This window comes from Candidatus Venteria ishoeyi (assembly GCF_030378065.1).
Lineage (GTDB): Bacteria > Pseudomonadota > Gammaproteobacteria > Beggiatoales > Beggiatoaceae > Venteria > Venteria ishoeyi.
The window spans coordinates 1-23,031 of sequence record NZ_JAUCGJ010000003.1; the positions used below are offsets into that span (position 1 = coordinate 1).

Annotated in this window: 22 protein-coding genes and 1 pseudogene; 6 read left to right on the forward strand and 17 right to left on the reverse strand. The window is 42.9% G+C overall.

Features of this window, described 5'->3' with window-relative positions:
* Positions 1-195: 195 nt before the first annotated feature.
* From QUF61_RS01335 to QUF61_RS01365, 7 genes are all read right to left on the reverse strand, one after another.
* A complete protein-coding gene (locus tag QUF61_RS01335; protein ID WP_289680086.1) occupies positions 196-882 on the reverse strand; it encodes a YARHG domain-containing protein in 687 nt (228 codons plus the stop codon).
* A gap of 190 nt (positions 883-1,072) precedes the next feature.
* Positions 1,073-2,485: a cytochrome c oxidase accessory protein CcoG gene (ccoG, locus tag QUF61_RS01340; protein ID WP_289680087.1), complete on the reverse strand. Its 1,413-nt coding sequence runs from the start codon at positions 2,483-2,485 to the stop codon at positions 1,073-1,075.
* A 401-nt stretch (positions 2,486-2,886) separates the two neighbouring features.
* The gene (ccoP, locus tag QUF61_RS01345; protein ID WP_289680089.1) at positions 2,887-3,801 is read right to left on the reverse strand and encodes a cytochrome-c oxidase, cbb3-type subunit III; all 915 of its coding nucleotides are present in this window, start codon (positions 3,799-3,801) and stop codon (positions 2,887-2,889) included.
* Positions 3,794-3,982, reverse strand: a complete 189-nt coding sequence (locus QUF61_RS01350) for a cbb3-type cytochrome oxidase subunit 3 (protein WP_289680091.1) — start codon at positions 3,980-3,982, stop codon at positions 3,794-3,796. The genes ccoP and QUF61_RS01350 overlap by 8 nt, the downstream gene beginning before the upstream one ends.
* Positions 3,983-3,984: 2 nt before the next feature.
* A complete protein-coding gene (gene ccoO / locus QUF61_RS01355; RefSeq protein ID WP_289680092.1) occupies positions 3,985-4,602 on the reverse strand; it encodes a cytochrome-c oxidase, cbb3-type subunit II in 618 nt (205 codons plus the stop codon).
* A gap of 34 nt (positions 4,603-4,636) precedes the next feature.
* Positions 4,637-6,058 carry a cytochrome-c oxidase, cbb3-type subunit I gene (gene ccoN, locus QUF61_RS01360; RefSeq protein WP_289680093.1) on the reverse strand — a complete coding sequence of 474 codons (1,422 nt, stop codon included), beginning with the start codon at positions 6,056-6,058 and terminating at the stop codon, positions 4,637-4,639.
* Positions 6,059-6,424: 366 nt separating this feature from the next.
* Complete coding sequence (locus QUF61_RS01365) at positions 6,425-8,917, reverse strand: glycogen/starch/alpha-glucan phosphorylase (RefSeq protein WP_289680095.1); 2,493 nt, start codon at positions 8,915-8,917, stop codon at positions 6,425-6,427.
* 172 nt (positions 8,918-9,089) lie between these two features.
* Between QUF61_RS01365 and QUF61_RS01370 the strand changes: the two genes are divergently transcribed.
* The 6 genes from QUF61_RS01370 (at position 9,090) to eno (ending at position 14,870) form a co-directional block, all read left to right on the forward strand.
* Complete coding sequence (locus QUF61_RS01370) at positions 9,090-10,721, forward strand: CTP synthase (RefSeq protein ID WP_289680096.1); 1,632 nt, start codon at positions 9,090-9,092, stop codon at positions 10,719-10,721.
* 182 nt (positions 10,722-10,903) lie between these two features.
* Complete coding sequence (locus tag QUF61_RS01375) at positions 10,904-11,290, forward strand: hypothetical protein (protein WP_289680098.1); 387 nt, start codon at positions 10,904-10,906, stop codon at positions 11,288-11,290.
* Positions 11,291-11,396: 106 nt separating this feature from the next.
* Complete coding sequence (locus QUF61_RS01380; RefSeq protein ID WP_289680101.1) at positions 11,397-11,729, forward strand: type II toxin-antitoxin system Phd/YefM family antitoxin; 333 nt, start codon at positions 11,397-11,399, stop codon at positions 11,727-11,729.
* Positions 11,730-11,781: 52 nt separating this feature from the next.
* Positions 11,782-12,591 carry a 3-deoxy-8-phosphooctulonate synthase gene (kdsA, locus tag QUF61_RS01385; protein ID WP_289680103.1) on the forward strand — a complete coding sequence of 270 codons (810 nt, stop codon included), beginning with the start codon at positions 11,782-11,784 and terminating at the stop codon, positions 12,589-12,591.
* Between the two features lie 17 nt (positions 12,592-12,608).
* Positions 12,609-13,514 carry an Rpn family recombination-promoting nuclease/putative transposase gene (locus QUF61_RS01390; RefSeq protein ID WP_289680104.1) on the forward strand — a complete coding sequence of 302 codons (906 nt, stop codon included), beginning with the start codon at positions 12,609-12,611 and terminating at the stop codon, positions 13,512-13,514.
* 69 nt (positions 13,515-13,583) lie between these two features.
* Positions 13,584-14,870, forward strand: a complete 1,287-nt coding sequence (gene eno / locus QUF61_RS01395) for a phosphopyruvate hydratase (protein ID WP_289680106.1) — start codon at positions 13,584-13,586, stop codon at positions 14,868-14,870.
* Between the two features lie 104 nt (positions 14,871-14,974).
* On the opposite strand, the gene QUF61_RS01400 is transcribed toward eno, so the two are convergent.
* The 10 genes and pseudogenes from QUF61_RS01400 to QUF61_RS01440 all read right to left on the reverse strand — a co-directional run bounded on the left by QUF61_RS01400 (position 14,975) and on the right by QUF61_RS01440 (position 23,026).
* Positions 14,975-15,829, reverse strand: a complete 855-nt coding sequence (locus QUF61_RS01400; protein ID WP_289680108.1) for an FAD-binding oxidoreductase — start codon at positions 15,827-15,829, stop codon at positions 14,975-14,977.
* A gap of 336 nt (positions 15,830-16,165) precedes the next feature.
* Positions 16,166-17,518, reverse strand: a complete 1,353-nt coding sequence (locus tag QUF61_RS01405; RefSeq protein ID WP_289680109.1) for a UDP-glucose dehydrogenase family protein — start codon at positions 17,516-17,518, stop codon at positions 16,166-16,168.
* A gap of 128 nt (positions 17,519-17,646) precedes the next feature.
* Positions 17,647-18,138 (reverse strand): pilin, encoded by a 492-nt coding sequence (locus QUF61_RS01410; RefSeq protein WP_289680110.1) that lies wholly within the window; start codon positions 18,136-18,138, stop codon positions 17,647-17,649.
* 17 nt (positions 18,139-18,155) lie between these two features.
* Positions 18,156-18,530 (reverse strand): pilin, encoded by a 375-nt coding sequence (locus QUF61_RS01415; RefSeq protein WP_407080041.1) that lies wholly within the window; start codon positions 18,528-18,530, stop codon positions 18,156-18,158.
* A 35-nt stretch (positions 18,531-18,565) separates the two neighbouring features.
* A pseudogene (locus tag QUF61_RS18160) lies at positions 18,566-18,686 on the reverse strand (pilin); the annotation flags it as partial.
* Between the two features lies 1 nt (position 18,687).
* A complete protein-coding gene (locus QUF61_RS01420; protein WP_289680112.1) occupies positions 18,688-19,746 on the reverse strand; it encodes a type II secretion system F family protein in 1,059 nt (352 codons plus the stop codon).
* Between the two features lies 1 nt (position 19,747).
* Positions 19,748-20,233 (reverse strand): type IV pilin protein, encoded by a 486-nt coding sequence (locus QUF61_RS01425; RefSeq protein ID WP_289680113.1) that lies wholly within the window; start codon positions 20,231-20,233, stop codon positions 19,748-19,750.
* Between the two features lie 68 nt (positions 20,234-20,301).
* Entirely contained in the window at positions 20,302-21,018 is a 717-nt protein-coding gene (locus QUF61_RS01430) for a type II secretion system protein (protein ID WP_289680114.1), read from the reverse strand.
* On the reverse strand, positions 21,018-22,460 hold the full coding sequence (locus tag QUF61_RS01435; protein WP_289680115.1) for a hypothetical protein: 1,443 nt from the start codon (positions 22,458-22,460) through the stop codon (positions 21,018-21,020). The genes QUF61_RS01430 and QUF61_RS01435 overlap by 1 nt, the downstream gene beginning before the upstream one ends.
* Positions 22,457-23,026, reverse strand: coding sequence for an HPr kinase/phosphorylase (locus tag QUF61_RS01440; protein ID WP_103920406.1), 570 nt, complete (start codon positions 23,024-23,026; stop codon positions 22,457-22,459). The genes QUF61_RS01435 and QUF61_RS01440 overlap by 4 nt, the downstream gene beginning before the upstream one ends.
* Positions 23,027-23,031: the final 5 nt, after the last annotated feature.

The window sequence follows — 23,031 nt, forward strand, 5'->3', positions numbered from 1 at the left end:
ACATGAATTTTAGTGCTTAATATTAAAAACATGCCATTTCAAGTTATAAATTTGAGCATTCAGTAGCTATTTTTGGCTACTTCATACGGTATAAAATACAATTTTACATCGAAAAAAATCAGCACCCTTTTCACTTCCTTCATTTCCCAGTAAACAGTGGATGGAATTAGTCCATCCTGATTGATTTCCTATATTTTAAGGCTTTCTACTTTCAAAACTTTTTATAAGTTTTATATTTTTCTTTTCTATCGTAGTTAAAAATGCAGATACATCTTTATGTTGAGGTCGATACCATCCTTGTTTTTTAAAGTACTTATCCATTTTCCCGTTAAGTTTAAATATGTAACCATACCTTGCAAAAATTTCATTTCTCATAATTTTTAATTCAAAGTATGTCATATCCTTTAATGTGTATTTACTTAATAGTGTTAATGAAGCATGAGGATATTTCCCTGGAAAATAGTCTACAAGACTTTCATGAAAAACACCTATTTCATAATCACCAATACCTCCATTTATTTTTATACCCTTTTTTCCTTGGTAAATTATAAATTTACCATTATACTTATTTGATAAAAATTTATTCCCTTTTACCTTTACATTTTCCAGATTTTGATATTTAAAAATTGGGAAACCATTATCACCCCACTCCTGAAAGGATATCTGCCCATGATACTGTCCATTGGCAAAAAATAATGCCATATCATATGAACCCTCAGAAAACCCCAGACTATACACACCCTGATATTCTGTGCTTGTCAGCCCTATCCAGGGTTTTACATCTGATTTAATGACTTCCTCATCAGCAATGTATCCTACTTCTTGGCTATAAGAAAAAATTGGAATAAGTAACAAGATTAAAATATTTAATATTGTTTTCATAAATATAAAAGTTTCCTTTTAAACTGAACTGTAACAAATAAATTAAATTTGGAAAAATTGCTAATTTTGCTATTCTCGAACAGCTTCCCAAATTAAATCACTTAAACTGGATATGTTTTGTCAAAAACCAGCGTGAGATTTTGGCTTCTTTCAGCGCGATAAGCGCTGAAAGAAGCCGAAATCGAACACATTATATATTCAATGGCCCCAGAAAACGTGCCTGTTCTTCCACTGTGATTTCAGGATGCTCCACTGACTGAATTTTGAAATAGACCTTACTGCTACGCTCCGTTAAGATATCTGGATCAGCTTGCAGACGCACGATAACCTCTGTGACAATACCTGATTTTACTTTCACTTCAGGTTCTGGCATTTCCAGTTTCAAACCTTCAATGCCTTGCGCGCTAAACTTATAGGTTTGTGCATTTTCAGTCATATTCATGACTTTTAAGACATACACATTTTCCACCCAGCCATCATTGGTTTCCCGGTACAGCATATTACGATCCCGAATCACATCCAGGCCCACTTTGTCACGCTGACTGATGGAATATCCCATGCCTATAAACAGGGTTAATAATAAGGTACCATAAATCAAAATACGTGGTCGGAAAATTTTAGTTTTTTTACCTTCCAGACTATGTTCAGTGGTGTAACTTACCAAATTTTTGGGGTATGCCATTTTTTCCATGACTTCATTACAGGCGTCAATACAGAGTGAGCAACTGATACACTGGTATTGGTTACCATCACGAATATCGATACCCACAGGGCAAACCTGTACGCACAAACCACAATCGACACAATCACCTAAATCCTGTGCCTTATAATCGGCTTTTTTATTACGCCGACCACGGTTTTCTCCCCGCTTTTCATCATAGGCTACAATCAGTGTATTTTTATCAAACATGGCGCTCTGGAAACGTGCATAAGGGCACATGTAGATACAAACCTGCTCACGCATCCAGCCGGCATTGCCATAGGTGGCAAAACCATAAAAGAATATCCAGAAGGTTTCCGTGGGGCTGGTTGACAAGGTGAAAACAGCATCGGTTAATTCCCGAACAGGCGTGAAATAGCCGACGAAAGTAAAACCGGTAAACAAGCCAAAAGTGACCCATAAGAATTGCTTAGTGGCTTTAATACGGAATTTACGTGGCGACATCGGGGCTTTGTCGAGCTTCATCTGCTGTTGGCGGGAGCCTTCAACCAAACGCTCCATCCAGATATAAACATCGGTCCAGATGGTTTGCGGGCAGGCAAAGCCACACCAGAGTCGTCCGGCCAGTGTGGTGAAGAAAAATAAGGCAAGTCCGGCAACAATGAGTAAAAAAGCCAGATAAATAGCATCCTGGGGCCAGAACGTCAGTCCAAAAATATAAAATTTACGTGCAGGCAAATCAAACAAGACAATTTGCCGCTCATCCCAGTTAATCCAGGGCAGAATATAATAAAGACCCAGCAATATAATACCGCTCAGTGCTTTGAGATTGGTAAACAAACCTTTAGATTGCCTAGGATAAAGCTTTTGGTGTTCAGCATACATACCCGTTTTTACGGATTCCACCGGAATTTTTATTTCTTTTTTGGATGGCTCAGGCATATAGATACTCCTTTTAAAAATAAAATAAGGTGATTGTTATCCAATAAAGTATCATTTAACTGAGCTTTATTTTCATCAGTCGCCTAAGATAAAAAACGGGTGGCTTGCCTTTGGGTCTTACTAAGTTTATTAATATATTCTTATATGAAATTTGCCATTCTACAATAAAAAATGGGCTAAACACAAGTGTTTAGCCCATTTTTTATATTTCATTTAAAACCAGTCAAGTGTTATGCAAGGATGATTATTTTACCTTCAAAACAATTATTTTAAGTAAAAAAACCACCCTGGCACAACAGTACATTTAGTGACTGATGTTATGCAATTCCAGTTGTTTTTAGCGAGACCTCATATTTTTTTGGTTCAGCTAAAAATCAGCCTGAAGCTTACATAATTTCAGTTTATTTGTTAGACAGACTATAAATATAAGCTGTCAGTAAATGTACCTTGGCTTCTCCCAGAAACTCACCATGTGCTGGCATTTTTCCGGAACGACCTTCAGTAATGGTTTTATGAACCGCTTTTTCAGAACCACCATAAAGCCAGATGTTGTCAGTCAAGTTAGCACCACCTAAAGCCTGGTTGCCTTTACCATCGGGTAAGTGACAAGCCATGCACACGGTGTCAAAAGTGGTTTTACCTTTGGCTGCATCACCGGCTTTTGCGTCACGACCGCTGAGGCTGAATACATAAGCCGCAACATCTTGCACATCAGCCTCGGTCATATCTGTTTTACCGCCCTTAGGTGGCATCATACCCATACGACCATTAGTGATACCTGCCTTAATCTGCTCTGGCGTACCGCCCCACAGCCAATCTTCATCACGCAGATTAGGATAGCCTGGGCCACCACCTGCATCAGAGCCATGACAAACAGTACAATAATTCAGATACAGACGCTCACCCATTTTTAGCGCATCAGCATCTTTGACTAATGCTGCAACCGGTACTTTCAGGTGCTTTTCATATAAAGGACCATATTGCGCGTCTGCGGCTTTGACTTCAGTGTCATATTGATTTGCCTGCGTCCAACCAAGAACCCCTTGAAAGGAACCCATGCCGGGATACAGAATCAGATAAACAATGCCAAATACCAGGGTGATATAAAACATATTCAACCACCATTTGGGCAGCGGATTATTATATTCCGCCAAGTCTTCATCCCAAACGTGTCCCATGGTGACAGTTTCACCATTTTCACCCTTAGGTCCGGAGTCTTTTCCCAACCAGATATTGAGGATAAACATCGCAATGATACCGCCTCCGGTACCCGCTATAATAAACCAGCTCCAAAATGGGCTGACAAAATCAAACATGATTATTCTCCTTTACAGAGGCTTTTGCCTTGAATTCATCTTCATCATCAAAAGGTAGATGCGCGGCTTCGTCAAATGCTTTTTTATTAGAGCCACTCCAGGCCCAAGCAATGATACCGAGAAACATCACCATTACTAATACAGTCCAAATGGACTGGAAGACTGCATAGAACTGCTCCATGACTACCTCCGGGCTTTACCGCCAGCAAGTCCTAAGTTTTGCAGGTATGCAACCAAGGCCTGTGCTTCGGTTTTGCCTTTGATGGCTTCAGGCGCTTTCGCGATTTCTTCATCCGTATAAGGTGCGCCAAGCATTCTCAGCACTTCCATTTTCTTTTGAATCAAATCGGTACTCAGCTCAGTCTCTGCAAGGAATGGATAGCCTGGCATAATAGATTCTGGCACCACATCACGCGGATTAATTAAATGCGCATAATGCCAGGCATCACTATAACGACCGCCTACACGGTGCAAATCAGGGCCTGTACGTTTAGAACCCCACTGGAATGGATGATCATAAACAAACTCACCGGCAACGGAGTAAGGACCATAACGCTCAGTTTCTGCGCGGAACGGACGAATCATCTGTGAATGACACAGATAACAGCCTTCACGTACATAAATATCACGGCCTTCCACCTGCAATGCCGTATAAGGTTTTAAACCTTCAACGGGTTCAGTGGTATGTTTCATAAAAAACAAGGGTACGATCTGAACCAAACCCCCAATACTGATTGTGATGATGATTAAAATTATCATCAAACCAATATTTTTTTCGATTTTCTCATGTCCTGCTGCCATTATTTGTTCTCCTTAATATTTCGGACTGGTTCAATTAATGAGCCAGGACAGGTTCGGGAATTTTAGCTTCCTGGGGTTCACTACCAGCAACTGTGCGCCAGACATTTAATGCCATAATGCACATACCCGCCAGGAACAACAGACCACCAAGCATACGAATCACATAGAATGGGTGCATGGCTTCTACAGATTCAATGAAGCTGTAAGTCAAGGTGCCGTCAGCATTCACTGCGCGCCACATCAGACCTTGCATAATACCGGATACCCACATAGAGGAGATATACAGCAACACGCCAATGGTTGCGAGCCAGAAATGAATCTCAATCAGTTTCATGCTGTACATTTCTTTATTAAACAGACGTGGAATCATGTAGTACAAACTACCCATGCTCACCATAGCAACCCAGCCTAATGCGCCAGAATGGACGTGACCTACGGTCCAGTCGGTATAGTGGGATAAAGCGTTAACGGTTTTAATTGCCATCATCGGGCCTTCAAAGGTAGACATGCCGTAGAAGGAAAGTGAAACAATCATGAAACGGATAACCGGGTCACTGCGCAGTTTTTCCCAAGCGCCGGACAAAGTCATAATACCGTTAATCATACCGCCCCAGGAAGGTGCCAGCAGAATCAGCGACATGACCATACCCAGAGACTGGGTCCAGTCAGGCAGTGCGGTATAATGCAGATGGTGAGGGCCAGCCCAGATATAGGTGAAGACTAAAGCCCAGAAATGCACAATAGACAGACGATAGGAATAAACCGGACGCCCAGCCTGTTTGGGTACAAAGTAGTACATCATACCCAGGAAACCTGCGGTGAGGAAGAAACCTACTGCATTGTGACCATACCACCACTGTACCATCGCATCCTGAACCCCGGCATAGACTGAATAGGATTTGGTCAGGGAAACCGGAATTTCCAGGTTATTGAAGATATGCAATACGGCGATAGTAATAATAAATGCACCATAAAACCAGTTGGCAACGTAAATATGTGGTGTTTTACGTTTCATGATAGTGCCGAAGAAGACAACGGCATAAACCACCCAGATCACAGTGATCAGAATATCAATCGGCCATTCCAGCTCTGCATATTCTTTACTGCTGGTAATCCCCAGAGGAAAACTGAGTGCTGCCAGTACAATAACCAGTTGCCAGCCCCAGAAGGTAAATGCAGCCAAGCCACCGCCAAACAAGCGAGTATGACAAGTGCGTTGTACAACATAATAGGAGGTTGCAAATAACACGCTACCGCCAAATGCAAAAATCACTGCATTGGTATGTAATGGGCGTAAACGGCCAAAGGAAAGGTAAGGGATATCGAAATTTAGAAAAGGCCAGGCCAGTTCTGCGGCGATATAGACCCCAACGGTCATACCGACAATGCCCCAGACAATCGCCATAATGGAGAATTGTCTGACGACTTTGTAATTGTAGGTGGCTTGATCTGCCATACTACCTCCTATTAAATTGGGAAATAACAAACGGGTCAAAAAAAGATTTCCAAATGGTAATACCCCACTTGGAAGCCGGGAGTTATACCTAATTTTGGCGAAAATCGCAACTTTAATGCTTTAAATCAAGGAGTTTTACTATTTTTACCAAAAACTCTGAAAAAGCCCATAAGTCATTGATTTTAGGTGGTGTACATCTGTATAAGCTATTGATTTTATTAGAGGCAAAAAAGTTCTTCAGCGTTTTCAGTATTTTTAATAAACCCTGAAGCAGAATAGTGCCAAATACCCATAAAAAACATAGGTATATCTATAATCATCAAATATCCCATAAATAAATATTTAGTATTAATATATTTTTTCAGGCTATTTCAACGGTTCAACTTTCCAGATTTCTTTTGCATACTCAGCAATAGTGCGATCTGAAGAAAATTTTCCCATATTAGCGACGTTGATAATGGCTTTACGGGTCCATTCTTCAGGTTGTTGATAAAGTGCGTCCACTCGCTCCTGACAGGCGATATAATCGGCATAATCCGCCAGTAATAAATAATAATCACCACCATCTAGCAGGCTGTGAACCAATGGACGAAAACGATCTGGCTGCTCGGGGGAAAAATGTCCTTCGGCAATCATATCCAAAGCCTGCTTTAACTCATAGTTTTTCTGGTAGTAATCTCTGGGGTTATAACCTTGCTGACATAGCTGATGCACACCTTCGGTGGTCAGACCAAAAATAAAAATATTATCTGCACCTACCTCATCATGAATTTCAATATTGGCACCATCCAATGTGCCAATCGTCAACGCACCATTCAGTGCTAGTTTCATATTTCCCGTACCAGAGGCCTCGGTACCCGCAGTGGATATTTGCTCGGATAAGTCAGCTGCCGGGATAATGCGCTGGGCATTGGAAACATCGTAATTGGGGATAAATACCACTTTCAGTTTATCGCCAACTTGTTGATCATGATTGATAATAGCCGCCACATCGTTAATCAGCTTAATAATTAACTTGGCCTGCGCGTAACCTGGTGCGGCCTTACCGCCAAAAATGACCACCCGCGGTATAATATTCTGTTTCACGCCTGTTGTACGAATACGGTTGTAGCGGGTAATAATATGCAGCACATTCAGCAATTGGCGTTTGTATTCATGAATCCGTTTAATCTGCACATCAAACAAGGCATCCTCGCGTAAGCTAATATTCAATTTTTTTTGTATAAAATCAATCAGGCGCTGTTTATTTTGTTGTTTAACCGCCTGAAAAGCCGTTCTGAAATCTGCGTTATCAGCCAGTGGTTCTAGCTGTTTTAATTGCTCCAGATGACGCAGCCAGTCTTTACCAATATGTTCATTGATTAAGTGGGTTAACGCCGGGTTTGCTTCATTGAGCCAGCGGCGTGGTGTAATACCATTGGTTTTATTGACTAATTTACCTGGATAAAAGCGTTCAAAATCGGCAAACAAGGTGGTTTTTAACAGCTCTGTATGCAAGGCTGCAACACCATTGACTTTATGACAGCCCACCACCGCTAAATGCGCCATACGCACCCGCCGTTCACCGTCTTCATCAATCAGTGACATGCGTTGTGCCAAGCCACTGTCACCGGGATATTGCCGTTGTATATCCTGCAACAAGCGCCAGTTGATTTCATAAATAATCTGTAAATGCCGGGGCAGTAAGGATTCAAACAGGCTGACAGGCCAGGTTTCCAAAGCTTCAGGTAATAAGGTGTGATTGGTATAAGCACAGGTACGGGTGGTTATACTCCAGGCTTCATCCCATTCAAATTGATGTAAATCCATTAATAAACGCATCAGTTCCGGTACCACTAATGCCGGATGGGTATCATTCAGTTGTATCGCTACTTTTTCAGGTAATTTGCTTAAATCATCATGCACGCTTAAATAACGCCGCAAAATATCCTTCACGGTAGCGGCAACAAAAAAATACTCCTGACGCAAACGCAGGGTGCGCCCAATATCCGTACTATCATCAGGGTATAAAACCTTGGATAAATTTTCTGAATTGGTTTTATCTTCAACGGCTTTCAGGTATTCGCCCTGGTTGAACGATTGCAGATTAAAATCACGGGAAGATTTTGCCGACCACAAACGCAAGGTATTAACCGACTCCCCGCCATAACCTGCCACTGGAGTATCATAAGCCATTGCCATGACTGGCTCGGTATCTATCCATTTATAACGCAAATGTTGTTGCGCATCATAATGTTTTTCAACCCGCCCGCCAAAATGTACCGTATAAAGAATTTCAGCACGCGGGAATTCCCAGGGGTTGGCATAACGCAGCCAGTTATCTGGTTGCTCAACTTGTTGACCCTTTTCAAGGCGCTGATAAAACATACCGTATTCATAACGGATCCCATAGCCATATCCCGGCAGATTCAAAGTCGCCATGGAATCCAAAAAACAGGCTGCTAAACGCCCCAGTCCGCCATTACCCAGCGCAGGATCAGATTCCATTTCCTCAATATCAGCCAGTAAGGTTTCCGGCAGGTTCAGCGCACCTAAAGCTTCACGACAAAGATCATACACATCCATGTTTAACATATTATTAACTAATGCACGCCCCATCAGAAATTCCATAGACAGGTAATAAATACGTCGACTGTCTTCCTGATACATCTGGCGTGTGGTTTTCATCCATTGTTTAGTGAGAAAATCACGTACGGTATAAGCAATAATATTAAACCAGTCACGCGGCGTTACCGTGTGTGGATCCTTGGCAATGGTATAAGAAAGATGGTGGATAATCCCTTCTTGCAGGGCAATGCGGGTTTGCGCCATGTTGGGCGCGGCTAAGCTGCTGGCAATGGATGATTGATGTTCGGTCATGGGAGGTCTCCTTGGATAATGGATAATACCTATCTTCGGGTAATAGACATGGATCGTCAATATCGGAAATTGAGAAACAAAGGTAAATCTGTTATTTTATAACGCTAATTTTCGCAAGATTATATTCTTTGTATCCACCCTCCTATTTGCCCTATTTTAAATAATCCATTTTATGAGTCAGTTTATTTTTATCACCGGTGGTGTTGTTTCTTCTTTAGGTAAAGGTATTGCTGCGGCATCCCTGGCCTCCATTCTTGAAGCACACGGCCTTAAAGTCACATTGATTAAGCTCGATCCCTATATCAATGTTGATCCCGGCACCATGAGTCCGTTTCAACACGGCGAGGTTTTTGTCACCGATGACGGTGCGGAAACGGATCTGGATTTAGGCCATTATGAGCGCTTTATCCGCGTGCGTATGAATCAGCTTAATAATTGCACCACCGGGCGCATTTATGCTGATGTCATTCGTAAGGAACGGCGCGGGGATTATCTGGGGGCGACGGTTCAGGTTATTCCGCATATTACCAATGCCATTAAAGATCATATTCAGCGCGCCGCAGAATCGGATAATTATGATGTGGTGTTGATTGAAATTGGCGGCACGGTTGGTGATATTGAGTCCTTACCCTTTCTGGAGGCCATACGCCAGATGGGATTTGAGCAGGGCCATCAAAATGCCTTGTTTATTCATCTGACCCTAGTGCCCTATTTGCAAGTCAGTGGTGAATTAAAAACCAAACCCACGCAGCACTCTGTCAAAGAGTTGCGCTCTATCGGCATTCAGCCTGATATTTTATTGTGCCGCTCAGAAGCACCGCTGCCAGACAGTGAACGCAGTAAAGTAGCGCTGTTTACCAATGTCGCTGAAGAAGCCGTGATTTCGGTTACTGATGCCGATACTATTTATCGTATCCCCCGTATGCTTAATGCAGAAGGCCTGGATCGCATTGTCTGTGAAAAACTGGGGCTTGCTACAGCACCCGCAGATTTAAGTGAATGGGATGCAGTGGTTGACGCGCTGGAAAATCCTGATAGCGAAGTGACTGTTGCCATGGTTGGCAAATACATGGAACTGACCGAAGCTTATAAGTCACTGACTGAATCGCTGATTCACGCAGGCATCCAGACCCGCACTAAAGTTAATATAGCCTATATTGACTCTGAAAATCTGGAAGCTGAAGATTTCAGTGGTCTGGAACAGGCCGATGCCATCCTGGTACCCGGTGGTTTTGGTGAACGTGGCATTGAAGGCAAAATTGCCACTGCCCAATATGCGCGAGAGCACAAAATTCCTTATCTTGGCATTTGCCTGGGAATGCAAGTGGCGGTGATTGATTTTGCCCGTCATCAAGCGGGATTGAAAAAAGCGCACAGTACCGAATTTGCACCGTATACCGATCACCCGGTTATCGCTTTAATTACAGAATGGCAAACCAGTGACGGGGGTGTTGAGCGGCGCAATCATAGTTCCGATCTTGGCGGTACCATGCGCCTGGGTGCGCAGGAATGTCATTTATTACCCGGTACACTCAGCCAGCGGGTTTATGGTCAGGATGTGATTACTGAACGTCACCGCCATCGTTATGAATTTAATAACCGCTACATCACACCCTTGCGCGATGCCGGTCTGGTATTTTCCGGCATGTCCGCAGATGGTAAGTTGGTTGAAGTGATAGAGCTACCTGATCACCCCTGGTTTGTCGCCTGTCAGTTTCACCCGGAATTTACTTCTACACCGCGTGATGGGCATCCGTTGTTTACCGGCTTTATCAAGGCAGCACGGGGATATCAGGAAGCATAGACATGGCTAAATGTCCAATATGTAATGCCCGAAAAGGCAAAAGAAAATGCAAACTTCACGATGATTTTATTTGCAGCCTTTGTTGCAATGAGGTAAGAACAGAAGCAGACTGCTCAGGATGCAGCTTTTATCAGAAACCCAAACGAAAATATCATGAAGTTCCCGCCTATACGCCTAAGGATATGCAAAATGATACATTGCTGGAATCCTATAGCCATACCATAGAAGGTGCATTATGCGCTTACGATGTGCAAGTAGGTAACACCCTGAAAGATGCCCAGGCAATCCATATTTTAGAATGCCTGCTGGATATTTATCATTTTGGCGACACGGTTTCAAACCCTGGCGATCCTGTTGTCGCCGATGGCGTACAATATGTTGATAAGGCTATCAAAGCCGATGCACCTGACATTGATATTAAAATCCTGGTGAAGATTTTAGCTGTACTACGGTTTGTCGCCCATAGAAGAGCCAAAAATGCCGACACAAGCAGAGAATATATGACGATTATTCATCAGTATACGGGGGTGAGGGTCGGTTCTGGTATGCGAGCCATTCCAAATATTTAGATAAACCATATCGTTTTTCATAAAACATGGTTATTACGGATAACATTATTTCTGGCGCAACTATGGATATGGGTGCTTATGAACGGCAATAAGCGATAGTATTTTTATGGATACCTCCCTTAAAGGGGGCTATCCATTCGATGAAAATAACCATGCAAATGATGCCGAGGTGAACATGACACAACCTGTACCCATTGCGGAAGCGCAACAGCATTTTACAGAAATACTCAATCGAGTATGGAAATACCAGGAAGAGATTATTATTGAGCAAGCAGGAAAACAAGTTGTCCGCTTATCTCCTATCAATGAAAAAAAACAGCAGGCATCAGGAAAACTGGATTTTCGCAAGGCCGCAGGACTAGGGGCAGAAATCTGGCAGGATATTGATGTAGAAAATTATGTAAAAAATGAGCGTATGGATCAGCATATTATTAGATGATTTATAAGCTGGATACAACTACTTGTAACTTATAGGATTCCCTACAAACCCCATGAAACTCTGTCATTTTGAAGTTGGCCCTAACCACCCCCTATTCCTCATTGCTGGCCCCTGCGTGATTGAATCCGAACAACTGGCTTTAGACACGGCAGGTTTTTTAAAGGAAATCACAGGTACATTAAACATCCCGTTTATTTATAAGTCTTCTTTTGACAAGGCTAATCGCTCATCACATCAAAGCTTTCGCGGCCCAGGGCTGGAAGCTGGGCTGCAAATACTGGAAAAGGTCAAACAACAGATTCAGGTACCGCTATTAACCGATGTGCATGAAGACACACCACTGGCTGAAGTTGCTTCTGTGGTGGATGTGTTGCAAACCCCGGCTTTTTTATGCCGCCAGACCAATTTTATCCAGAATGTCGCCAATCAGGGCTTGCCGGTGAATATCAAAAAAGGCCAGTTTCTGGCACCCTGGGATATGCGACATGTGACTGATAAAGCGCTGGCAACCGGTAATCAACAGATTATGGTGTGTGAGCGCGGGGTTTCTTTTGGCTATAATAATCTGGTCTCGGATATGCGTTCACTGATGGTGATGCGTGATACCGGCTGCCCGGTGGTGTTTGACGCTACCCACTCGGTGCAGTTACCTGGCGGTCAAGGCAGCAGCAGTGGTGGGCAACGTGAGTTTGTGCCAGCCTTAGCACGCGCAGCGGTGGCGGTAGGGATTGCCGGATTGTTCATGGAAACCCACCCCGATCCCGATAAAGCGCTCAGTGATGGCCCTAACGCCATGCCGCTGGCAGAAATGAAAGCCTTGCTGGAAATGCTGAAAACACTGGATACAGCAGTAAAACCTTGAGGTTTTAGAGTACTAAAATGGTAAGAAAACTGATAAGTTTTGATTGGGCAATTAAAAAAATACTCAGAAGTAAGGCGCACTTTGGTATTCTTGAAGGATTTTTGTCCGAACTGCTGTTTACTGATATTCGCATTCTGGAGATACTGGAAAGCGAAGGTAATCAGGAAACACAGGATAATAAATTCAACCGCGTGGATATTAAGGTCACGGATAGTAATGAACGCATCATTATTATCGAAGTACAATACTCGCGGGAATTGGATTATTTACAGCGGATTTTATACGCAAGTGCCAAAGTTATTGTCGAACACCTGTCAAAAAGTGCCGCTTATGCAGATGTCAGCAAGGTTATTTCAGTCAATATATTACATTTTGATCTGGGCAGAGGGGATGATTATATCTATCACGGTACCACGCGATTTATTGGCCTGCATAACCAAACCGAGCTGGAACTCAGCCAGGAACAGAAAAACCTCTATACAACGGAAACCATCGCTGACCTTTATCCTGAATACTATCTAATTGAGCTAAGGAACTTTAACGACATCGCCAGAGACACCCTGGATGAATGGATTTACTTTCTGAAAAATGAAGAAATAAAAACTGATTTTAGTGCCAAAGGTTTAGAAGAAGCCAAAGAAACGCTGGATGTACTCAAAATGAACCCGGAAGAACGCCTGGCTTATGAACGCCATCAGGAACAACTTCATTATGAAGCAAGTATGTATGAGTCAACTTATGTTTTAGGCAAAATGGAAGGTAGAGAGGAAGGCAGGGAGGAAGGTGTATATGAAAACAAACGCCAAACCGTTTTGCTTGCGCATCAACAAGGCATGGCGATTGATATGATTGCAAGCATTGTCCAATTATCCCAACATGAGATTAAAAACATTTTGCATGAAGAAGGGATTACCGGCTTATAAATGAACAACATCAAATTTTTCATTAAAACTCATGCCAAATTCAGATTGCATATTTAAGGAGCTAATAACATGGCAAAAATTGCCGATATTCAAGGACGCGAGATTCTTGACTCGCGGGGCAATCCCACAATTGAAGTAGACATCATTACCGATAGCGGTGAACGAGGGCGCGCTGCCGTGCCTTCCGGTGCTTCCACCGGCTCACGCGAAGCCTTAGAGCTGCGTGATGGCGATAACAGCCGCTATCTTGGCAAGGGCGTTAGTAAAGCAGTCAGCCATATTAACGACATTTATCGTCCGGCATTAATTGGCATGGCTGTGGATGATCAGGCGGCAATTGATCATAAAATGCTGGAAATGGATGGCACGGATAATAAAAGTCAATATGGTGCCAATGCCTTGCTGGGTATTTCTTTAGCCAGCGCGCACACTGCGGCTATTGCTGCAAAAATTCCGCTGTATCAGCATATTGCGCAACTTTCTGGCAGTAAGCTGCAAATGCCCGTGCCGATGATGAATATTATCAACGGTGGCGCGCACGCGGATAACAATGTGGATTTGCAGGAATTTATGATTATTCCCGCAGGTGCGCCCAGCCTGCGCGAAGCCGTGCGTTATGGCGCTGAAGTGTTTCATGCCTTAAAAGCTGTCTTAAAAGGCAAAGGCATGAATACTGCCGTTGGTGATGAAGGTGGTTTTGCGCCAAACCTGTCTTCCAACGAGGAAGCCATTGAGGTTATTTTAGACGCCATTGCTAAAGCTGGCTACGAAGTGGGTAAGGATATTTATTTAGGGATTGATGCTGCCAGCAGTGAGTTTTATGAAAATGGTCTGTATAACCTGGCCTCAGAAAATAAAAAACTCAATGCCGCAGAATTTACTGATTATCTCGCCAACTGGGTAAATAAATACCCGATTCTGTCGATTGAAGACGGTCTGGATGAAGGTGACTGGGAAGGCTGGAAACAGCACACACAAGTGTTAGGCGATAAGATTCAACTGGTGGGTGATGACTTATTTGTCACCAATACTAAAATCCTGAAACAGGGTATAGACCAGAATATCGCCAATTCTATCCTGATTAAAGTCAACCAGATTGGTACCTTAACCGAAACCCTGGAAGCCATACAAATGGCAAAAGAGGCGGGTTATTCTGCGGTCATTTCTCATCGTAGTGGAGAAACGGAAGATACCACTATTGCTGATCTCGCAGTCGGCACCGGTACTGGTCAAATCAAAACCGGATCTTTATCCCGTTCGGATCGCGTTGCCAAATACAATCAGTTGATTCGGATTGAGCAAAACTTGGGAGATGCTGCAATCTATCCAGGATTAAGCGCTTTTCCGGGCAAGTAATCTGAACTCGGTGTAAGCTTATTTTAGTGCCTACTTAAAATAAGCTTACACTTCACACTAAGTTATTATCAGTGCCTTAAGGGATTCGATGGAAATTGAAGGCATTAATCATAAAGCAGTTTTGATAGTCTCTTTTCATCTTTTAGTTTTTGCTTTAACGCTTCCCAGTTCTGTTCAGAACCTGCTGCCTGAGTCATAACCGTATCTAAAGAGGATGAAATTTTTGCAAGGCCTGCAATAAAGACATAAGTATCAGGTAAGTTGATTAAATCCCAAACTTCTTGCTGATTGTTTTTTAATGACTTTTCCAAACCTACTTCCTCACCTGACAAGGGTTTATCCGCTAATGCACTGTATGCATTAAAGGTGTCCTGGTGATAATAATTAGTCAAATCATTGTTTTTATCATTCATATACAACAAATCAAGTCCGGTTTTTACGCCGTAGAATAACCTTACTTTTCCATTCCATTCACCTTCTTGTTTATATATAGCTTCAATAAAGGAACGGAATGGCGCGATTCCAGTACCTGTTCCAATCATAAGAATATTGGCATTTTTATCAGTAGGTATATTAAATACACTACGGTAGGGACCCGTCACAGAAACGGTATCACCAACTTTAGCATCACAGAGATAATTTGATGCTTTTCCAGGGTACTGTTCACCGCTCACATCATCGATATAAAAACAGCGTCTCACTAATAATGTCAGCTCAACGCCTTGTTCAGATTCAGGATGATTGCCTTTGGCTATGGTATATCTGCGGATATGCTTGCCACTTCCAAACTCCCCCTTACCTGGCACAATAACATCAATACTTTGCCCTACACGATAACGAAAAGATGGCTCATCAATATATATGACCAGCTCTCTTACTTCATCTGTTGAGTCATCGGTAATTCGCGATGATGCTCTTACTACAGCTGATAGTGACTGCTCTATTTGTTTTTCACTCATTATGACTTCCTGATTTAATGGCCAATGTCAATTGCTAATGGATGATTTTACTTAAGTTAATCAATACTTATTATTTATAAAATAAATACTTATTAATCATATTATTAATAATATGCATAATACGTTAATAATTCAACATATAATACAGAATATGAAAAAAGGGTAGGGAGGAAGGGGGAATCAGACTTGGCTTAGGAACGCGTATGCAACAACTTAGACATCTGCACGATATTGTTGAACTTATTTTGTATACGTTCCTTAGCATACGCTGTGAAGCCGACAGAGTATCAGCACTCCCAGCAAATAAATGTATTTACCTTGTTGTTTAGGCTAAGTTTAAGATGCTCCTGATTCACGTTGAATAGAAGCGCCACGTCCTATGCCATAATAAATAAAGCCATCCTGTGCAAGCGCCTTGGGATCATAAATATTACGCCCATCAAAAATCAGTGCCTGCTTAAGCTGATTTTTGAGCACTGCAAAATCCGGGTTTTTAAATTCGGCCCACTCTGTTTGTACAATCAGCGCATCTACGCCATTGATAGCACTTTCTTTATTGTCGCATAACAATAAATCATCACGCTCACCATAAATGCGGCGGGTCTCGATCATTGCCGCCGGATCGTAAGCACGCACCTTCGCGCCCGCTGTCCACAAGGCTTCCAGTAGAATCCGGCTGGGTGCTTCGCGCATATCATCAGTTTCCGGCTTAAATGCCAGTCCCCATAAAGCAAAAACCTTATTTTTAAGATCGCCTTTAAAATAACGATTAATTTTTTGAAATAAAATACGTTTTTGTGCTTTATTCACTGCTTCAACGGCGTGTAGCATCCAGCCATCTTCTTCCTGATTTTGCGCAATACGCTCTAAAGCCTTCACATCCTTGGGAAAACAAGAACCGCCATAACCAGAGCCAGGATATAAAAAATGCTTGCCTATACGCGCATCCAGACTGATGCCGTGACGGACTTCTTCAATATCCACCCCCACCTTTTCAGCCATATTTGCCATTTCATTCATAAAGCTGATTTTAGTTGCCAGCATGGCATTAGCTGCGTATTTGGTAAATTCCGCAGAGCGCACTGCCATAATGAGTAAACGATTGTGCTCCTGATTAAACGGTGCGTAAAGCTCGGTCATTAAATCTGTAGCATGGGACATTTCAACACCCACTACAATCCGGTCAGGTTTCATGAAATCATCAATGGCCGAACCTTCTTTAAGAAATTCAGGGTTGGAAACCACATCAAAATCAATTTCTTTTCCCGCTTCCTCCAGTTTTTGGCTTAAAGCTGCACGTACTTTATCGGCAGTACCCACGGGCACTGTGGACTTATTAATAATAACCTTATAATCCTGCATATGCTCACCGATGCTTTTGGCAACGGCTAATACATATTGTAAATCTGCGCTGCCATCTTCATCAGGCGGGGTACCGACAGCAATAAACTGTAATAAACCATGCTCAACACCTGTGGCGATATCGGTGGTGAATAGCAGACGGCCTGTCTGGCTGTTGTTTTGTACCATTTCATCCAGGCCCGGCTCATAAATTGGAATTTGTCCCTGCTTAAGTTGATTGATTTTATGCTCATCAATATCAACACAAATAACCTCATGTCCCACTTCAGCCAGACATGCGCCGGTGACTAAACCCACATAACCGCTGCCAAAAACGGTGACTTTCATAGTGTTTCCTTGTTTGCTATAAAGTTTTTAACCTGCCAAAATCTGGCAGATTTTAAAAAAAAGAATCCGCAGAGCGGATAGTGTTTTTATTACCATGCAGAGCATGGTAACAAGGTGGAAAAAATGATTTATTTTTTCCAGGAGCGGCAAGCGGGTGAAAGCTGTTGCGGTTTCAGGCTGGTTTGATTTTGACCTGCTGCGCTCATCCCATCAACCACTTCGGCATAACCACAAACCCAGGAAATCGGATTTTCAGGATGACTGCTGACTGTCGCTGGGCGCAAGCTCAGTACCTTGCCTTTTGCCAGGGCGTTGATGCGATTACCCAGATGAATATGAATCGCACCATCTTCAACGCTGATCGCAGTGACAAAGTTACCCATAAAATGTTGGCTGTCTGCCAGGCCCAGCGTTTGGTTATTGGTGGGGAAATGCTTACGCATCTGGTAATATTCAGTCACAGCGGCTTTAATGGATGCCGATAAATTTAAGGCTTCACTGACCTGAGTGCGAATGACGCTATTTTGATAAGTCGGCACCGCCATGGTTGATAATATACCGATAATGGCAACCACTATCATCAGTTCAATCAGGGTAAACCCGCTGTTTTGCTGTTTCATTATTGTCTCCCCATTCCCTATCTGCAAGCACTGGGTTGATAAGTCTCTGCTAAGGTTGTTTTATTTTCACCTGCCAGCATTTTATCCTGCATCGCTGTTTTAGTTAATGTCGCATTACCACAAACCCAGGAAATCGCAAAGCTTTCAGTTTCTTGTGGTTGGCGTGAAATAACCGGGCGCAGACTCAGTACCAACTTATCCGCTTGTTGCCCCTCTTCCAGCCAGCTGGACATTAATTCATCTCGATAAACAATATGCACCGCGCCTTGCTCGACTTCAATACGCTGTACGTAATTACCTGCGATATGCTCAGCTTTGGCAAGTCCTGCCGCAAGGTTATTTGCAGGTAAGTATCCATGCCAGGCATAATATTCAGTAATGCTTTTGGTCACAGGTTTCGCCAGTATCAAACCTTCAACCGCTTTGCTGCGCTTAAGATAATTGGTATAAGCAGGAATTGCAATGGCTGCCAATACACCGATAATCGCAATCACCACCATCAGTTCGATTAAAGTAAAACCTTGTTTTTTTAGCTGTGGAAGTCTCATTTTACAACACCGTTCCGACATGAAAGATAGGCAAATACATGGCAATGACCAAGGTGCCAACGATCAACCAGAGTATCAATATCATAAACAGGTTAAAAATCTGAGAAGCAGGTTTTATCATCAAATTAAGTTTCTGCATATAAAAATCTGCCAGTGTTGATAATAATACCTGTTTTTGAGTTTTTTCCACTATCGTTAAAATGTGCTGTAATTTAGCGGGGAAATAACGTCCAACTTCAGAAATTGCCTGGGGTAAACTCGAACCCTGCTCGACCTGTTTATTTACCTGTGCCAGCAAATGCGCATAAAATGGATTATTACTGGCTTCCACAGCGGCTTTAGTCGATTGTGCCAGGGATTGCTGTTGTTCCTGCATAAACACCCAGGTGCGCAGTGCAGTGATGGTTTCCATGTATTGGGTCATACGCCCGAATCCTGGTGTTGCCAGCAGCGCCCAGTGAATATATCGTGAAAAGGCCCCCTGCCTTTTTACATCAAAGACATAATAAAAAATTAAAGCAATCAATATAAGCGCAATAATCGGCCCGTATTGCAGCAAAAACCCTGAGAAAGCAAGCACACCGGCTGTAAGTTGCGGCAAGGCTGCGCCAAAACTTTGAAACATCTCATCAAACACCGGTACGACAAAAATCATTAAAAAAAGACTAATGGCAAGCACGGCAATGAATAGCAACGCTGGATAAATCAGTGCATTACGCAGACGCGCTTTGAGATTAATCTCTGCAAAAGCGATAGACTCACGATAAGCCAGCAAGGTTTTCAGCGTGGGTATCAAATCTGCTGGTTTGCTCTGGCGTAATACATCCAACTGAAACGCTGGGAAAAAAGCAGGGTGTTGGGACAAGGCGTCAGTAAGTGTTTCGCCATTTTTGACCACCTGGCAAACACGGCTTACAAAACGTCGCATAGCACGGTTTTCCTGACCATTTTGCAACACTTCCAACATGTCATTGGTTTCCATTCCCGCTTCAGATAATAAAACCCATTCATGTAGAAACTCGTTAATATCCGTATCAATGAGCCTGTTTTTTTCAGACATCCTATTTACTCCTGGAACGGCAACTAAAAGGCACTAAATCCGGTGAAATCCGGGTTTGATTTTTACCTTGTACGCTAAAGGGTGCAGGGGGATGATGATTACCGCAAACCCACAACAACACGGGTATATCCGCATGAATAGCAGGGCGCATGGTCAAACGTGCATTTTCCAGTGTAGTGGTTTGAAAACTTGCAGTAACAGCGCCCTGTTCGTCCATTTCAATATTTTGCGTATATTGCCCCTGAGTTTTAAGCCCCATATCAATTAATGTGCTTTCCCGTTGCGGCAGCGTGCCATAAACCGCATAATGTTCTGTCACTGCCTGACGAAAAGTGCTCATTAAGCCCAGTGATTCCGCAACTTTGGCTTTGTTGAGATAAGTGGAAAATAGTGGAATAAATAACATGACTATAATTGCAATTATCACCACGGATAATAAGGTTTCCAGCATTAGATAGCCGTGTTGATTCAGTGTTTTTATGTGCATACTTTCCGTCCCCTTAGCAAAACACCATAAACAAATTAACTAAGTTTCTCAAGCTTAAATGCCAAAGTTCAGAATTGCAAAACACCGGCTTGCACCATTTGTGGTATAAAAATATTTTTGGGTAGCCAGACTAAAATATCATCAAAATCACTGCTCGGATTCGATTCATTATAGCGGGGAGAATCTTGCGCATAGGTTGCATCAGGTGAGGTGCCATTAGTACATTGTAAGCCACCACCATCATTATTACGTTGATCTGGTTTAGCATTTTTTCCACAGGAAAATATAATGGCTAATACTTGGGAGTCATCGTTAGCATCGGTCGTGATTAAATCCGGTGCACTCGTATTGACAAGCCCAATACGCAGTTTATCTGAAGTTGCAGTCGTTGGCGTAATGCTTGTCATCCAGGCATTGCTGGTATAGTTATTATCTGCTCGATAGCGCATTGGATTTTTCCAGGCGTCACGGCTGATAATACCCAATGTTGCCCAAGGTAAATAACCTTCAGTATTTGCCTGACAAACCGTAAGATCGCTTGGATCATATTCTTCCTGCCCATCATTATCCATATCCGGGCAAGGCAGGCGTTGATTAAGCATGGCAAAACCAATCAAAGCTGTTTTTGCCTGCTCTAAAATAGATTGTGTTGCTTGAACGCGCCGCACATCTTGCTGCATGGAAAGTGGTTTGAGTACCGTACCTAATAATGCCGACACGATAATAAGCACAATTGCCAGCTCAACCAGCGTAAAACCCTGTAATTTTAAACCTGGCTTGTTCATCAGCAGCCACCTTTAATACAGACCCAATCATCAGCAGCCGTTGCAGGCCGGTTATTGGGGAAATTAGCAACCTGGTTGCTTAACAACTTATTTACTGCATCTCTATAATCACCTTCCAGATAATTATCAAGATCATTTTTTTCAGTATCGTCACTGCGTACCTGGGTGTTTTGCCTGCGCCCTGCCACCAGTATCAGATAGTCTGTTACCACTGTGCCATCAAATGAAATATCTGCCTGAGTGCTTGCCAGTGCTGGATAGGGGCTTTTATCCTTATTGACGGCAATAAATACCTTATCGTGCCATTCGGGCCAGGAATACCAACCATAAGCGGTGTTAATATCGGTGTCATCCTGATCAAAACAATTATCGTTGGTAATGGGATCATCCGGCCATTCATCATTCATTTCCCAGAAATCACCATCAATATAGGGATCGGGATCGTCTTCTCCTCTTTGATAACTGTCTCTTTTCGTAAACTTAAGTGGCTCTTCAGCCTTAATGGCAATATGACCAAAACGCAAGCCACTGATATCTATATCTTCCGAAATATTATTATAGGATGCCATCCACGGATATAAATCTCCGGGATCGGGTACATCACCATAATTATCATGTTCCCGCGCATATTCATCCAGACAAGTGCTGATACGTTGCGCAATCCAGCGATTCATCTGAATATAAACGGGTGCAAAATCATCCGGTGTAATCCAGCGCAGTTGATCATTAAAAGTCACGATATTATGCGCATCTTTTAGTACGGGAGAACTGATAAATACCGAGCGTTTCTTTGTAGGTAAATTTCCCGTTGCTCTAACACCATTTTTTTTCCCCGTATCATTGTGTACATTATTAAGCGTTTCAAGGTATTGACTTGGCTCGCTACAATCAGGACTGCGCCCCTGGCTGTCCACTTGCGGCCCTGGGGCAAAAATAACGGCGATGGCATATTCCTGATCTGTATTATCCAGCGCATTGCCTGCACTGTCTTCAATCACAAATAAACCATCAGTATCTGCTGTCAACACACTTTTAGGATTATTTTTGTAACCACCGGAAACTGCGTACCAGAGCGGTGCGCCACTGACATCACTTAATTGGGGTAAGCCCAGGGTGCGCCAGGGGAAGCAACCAATAACGCTTTTACCCGCATTACTGCAAGGTGAAGTTGAACTGCCATTACCGCTGCTATCAGGACAGGGCAAATAACCAGGTGAGAACCCTGGATGGGTCTTGTCGTATAACAAGGCATAGCTGATTAAAGCAGTTTTTGCATCTTCCAGCGCGCTAATAGTGCTTTTGTGATAAATGGCCTGGGCTTGATCCTGGTTGAGCCTTAATGCAATAGAAGTCACTATGCTGAGTATGAGTATGGAAACAATTAACATCAAGACCAGACCACCTTGCTTATCAGGCATGTTAATAAAATGATGCCGTTTCATGTTGAATGTCCTTGTTGCATTAATAATGCTTGCTGCCAATTCATAAACTCTTCGGCAGCAGTGTACCCCTTTAATTTTAGTTGATAATTGCGCACTGCGCATTCCAGCAGCACGGCAAGGTTGCGTCCAGGAGCCAGTAACAAGGAAATTTCAGGTAATTCGATACCCAGAATCCGGGCTGCGGCCCAATTCCCATTTAAACGATCCTGTAGCGCTTTTTCTACCGTATCTTCCTGTTGCAAATGTACAATTAATTGCAGGTGGGTACTGGGTTTCACCGCATGTTGACCAAATAAACGGGCAATATTGACAATTCCCAGGCTGCGGATTTCCATGAAACAACCTGCGCCAAACAATGGCGAACCCCCTTGCAGGGTTTGTGTGGCTGTGCGTTGTAAATGTACCGAGTCATCTGCAATAAAAAAATGCCCACGACTGACTAATTCCAACGCCAATTCACTTTTTCCCGTGCCACTGTCACCGGTAATCAGAATGCCGCAGCCAAAAACTTCAACCAAAACGCCGTGTATGGTTGTTTCCAGGCAATTCCTGCGGCTTGTATTCATGGTGG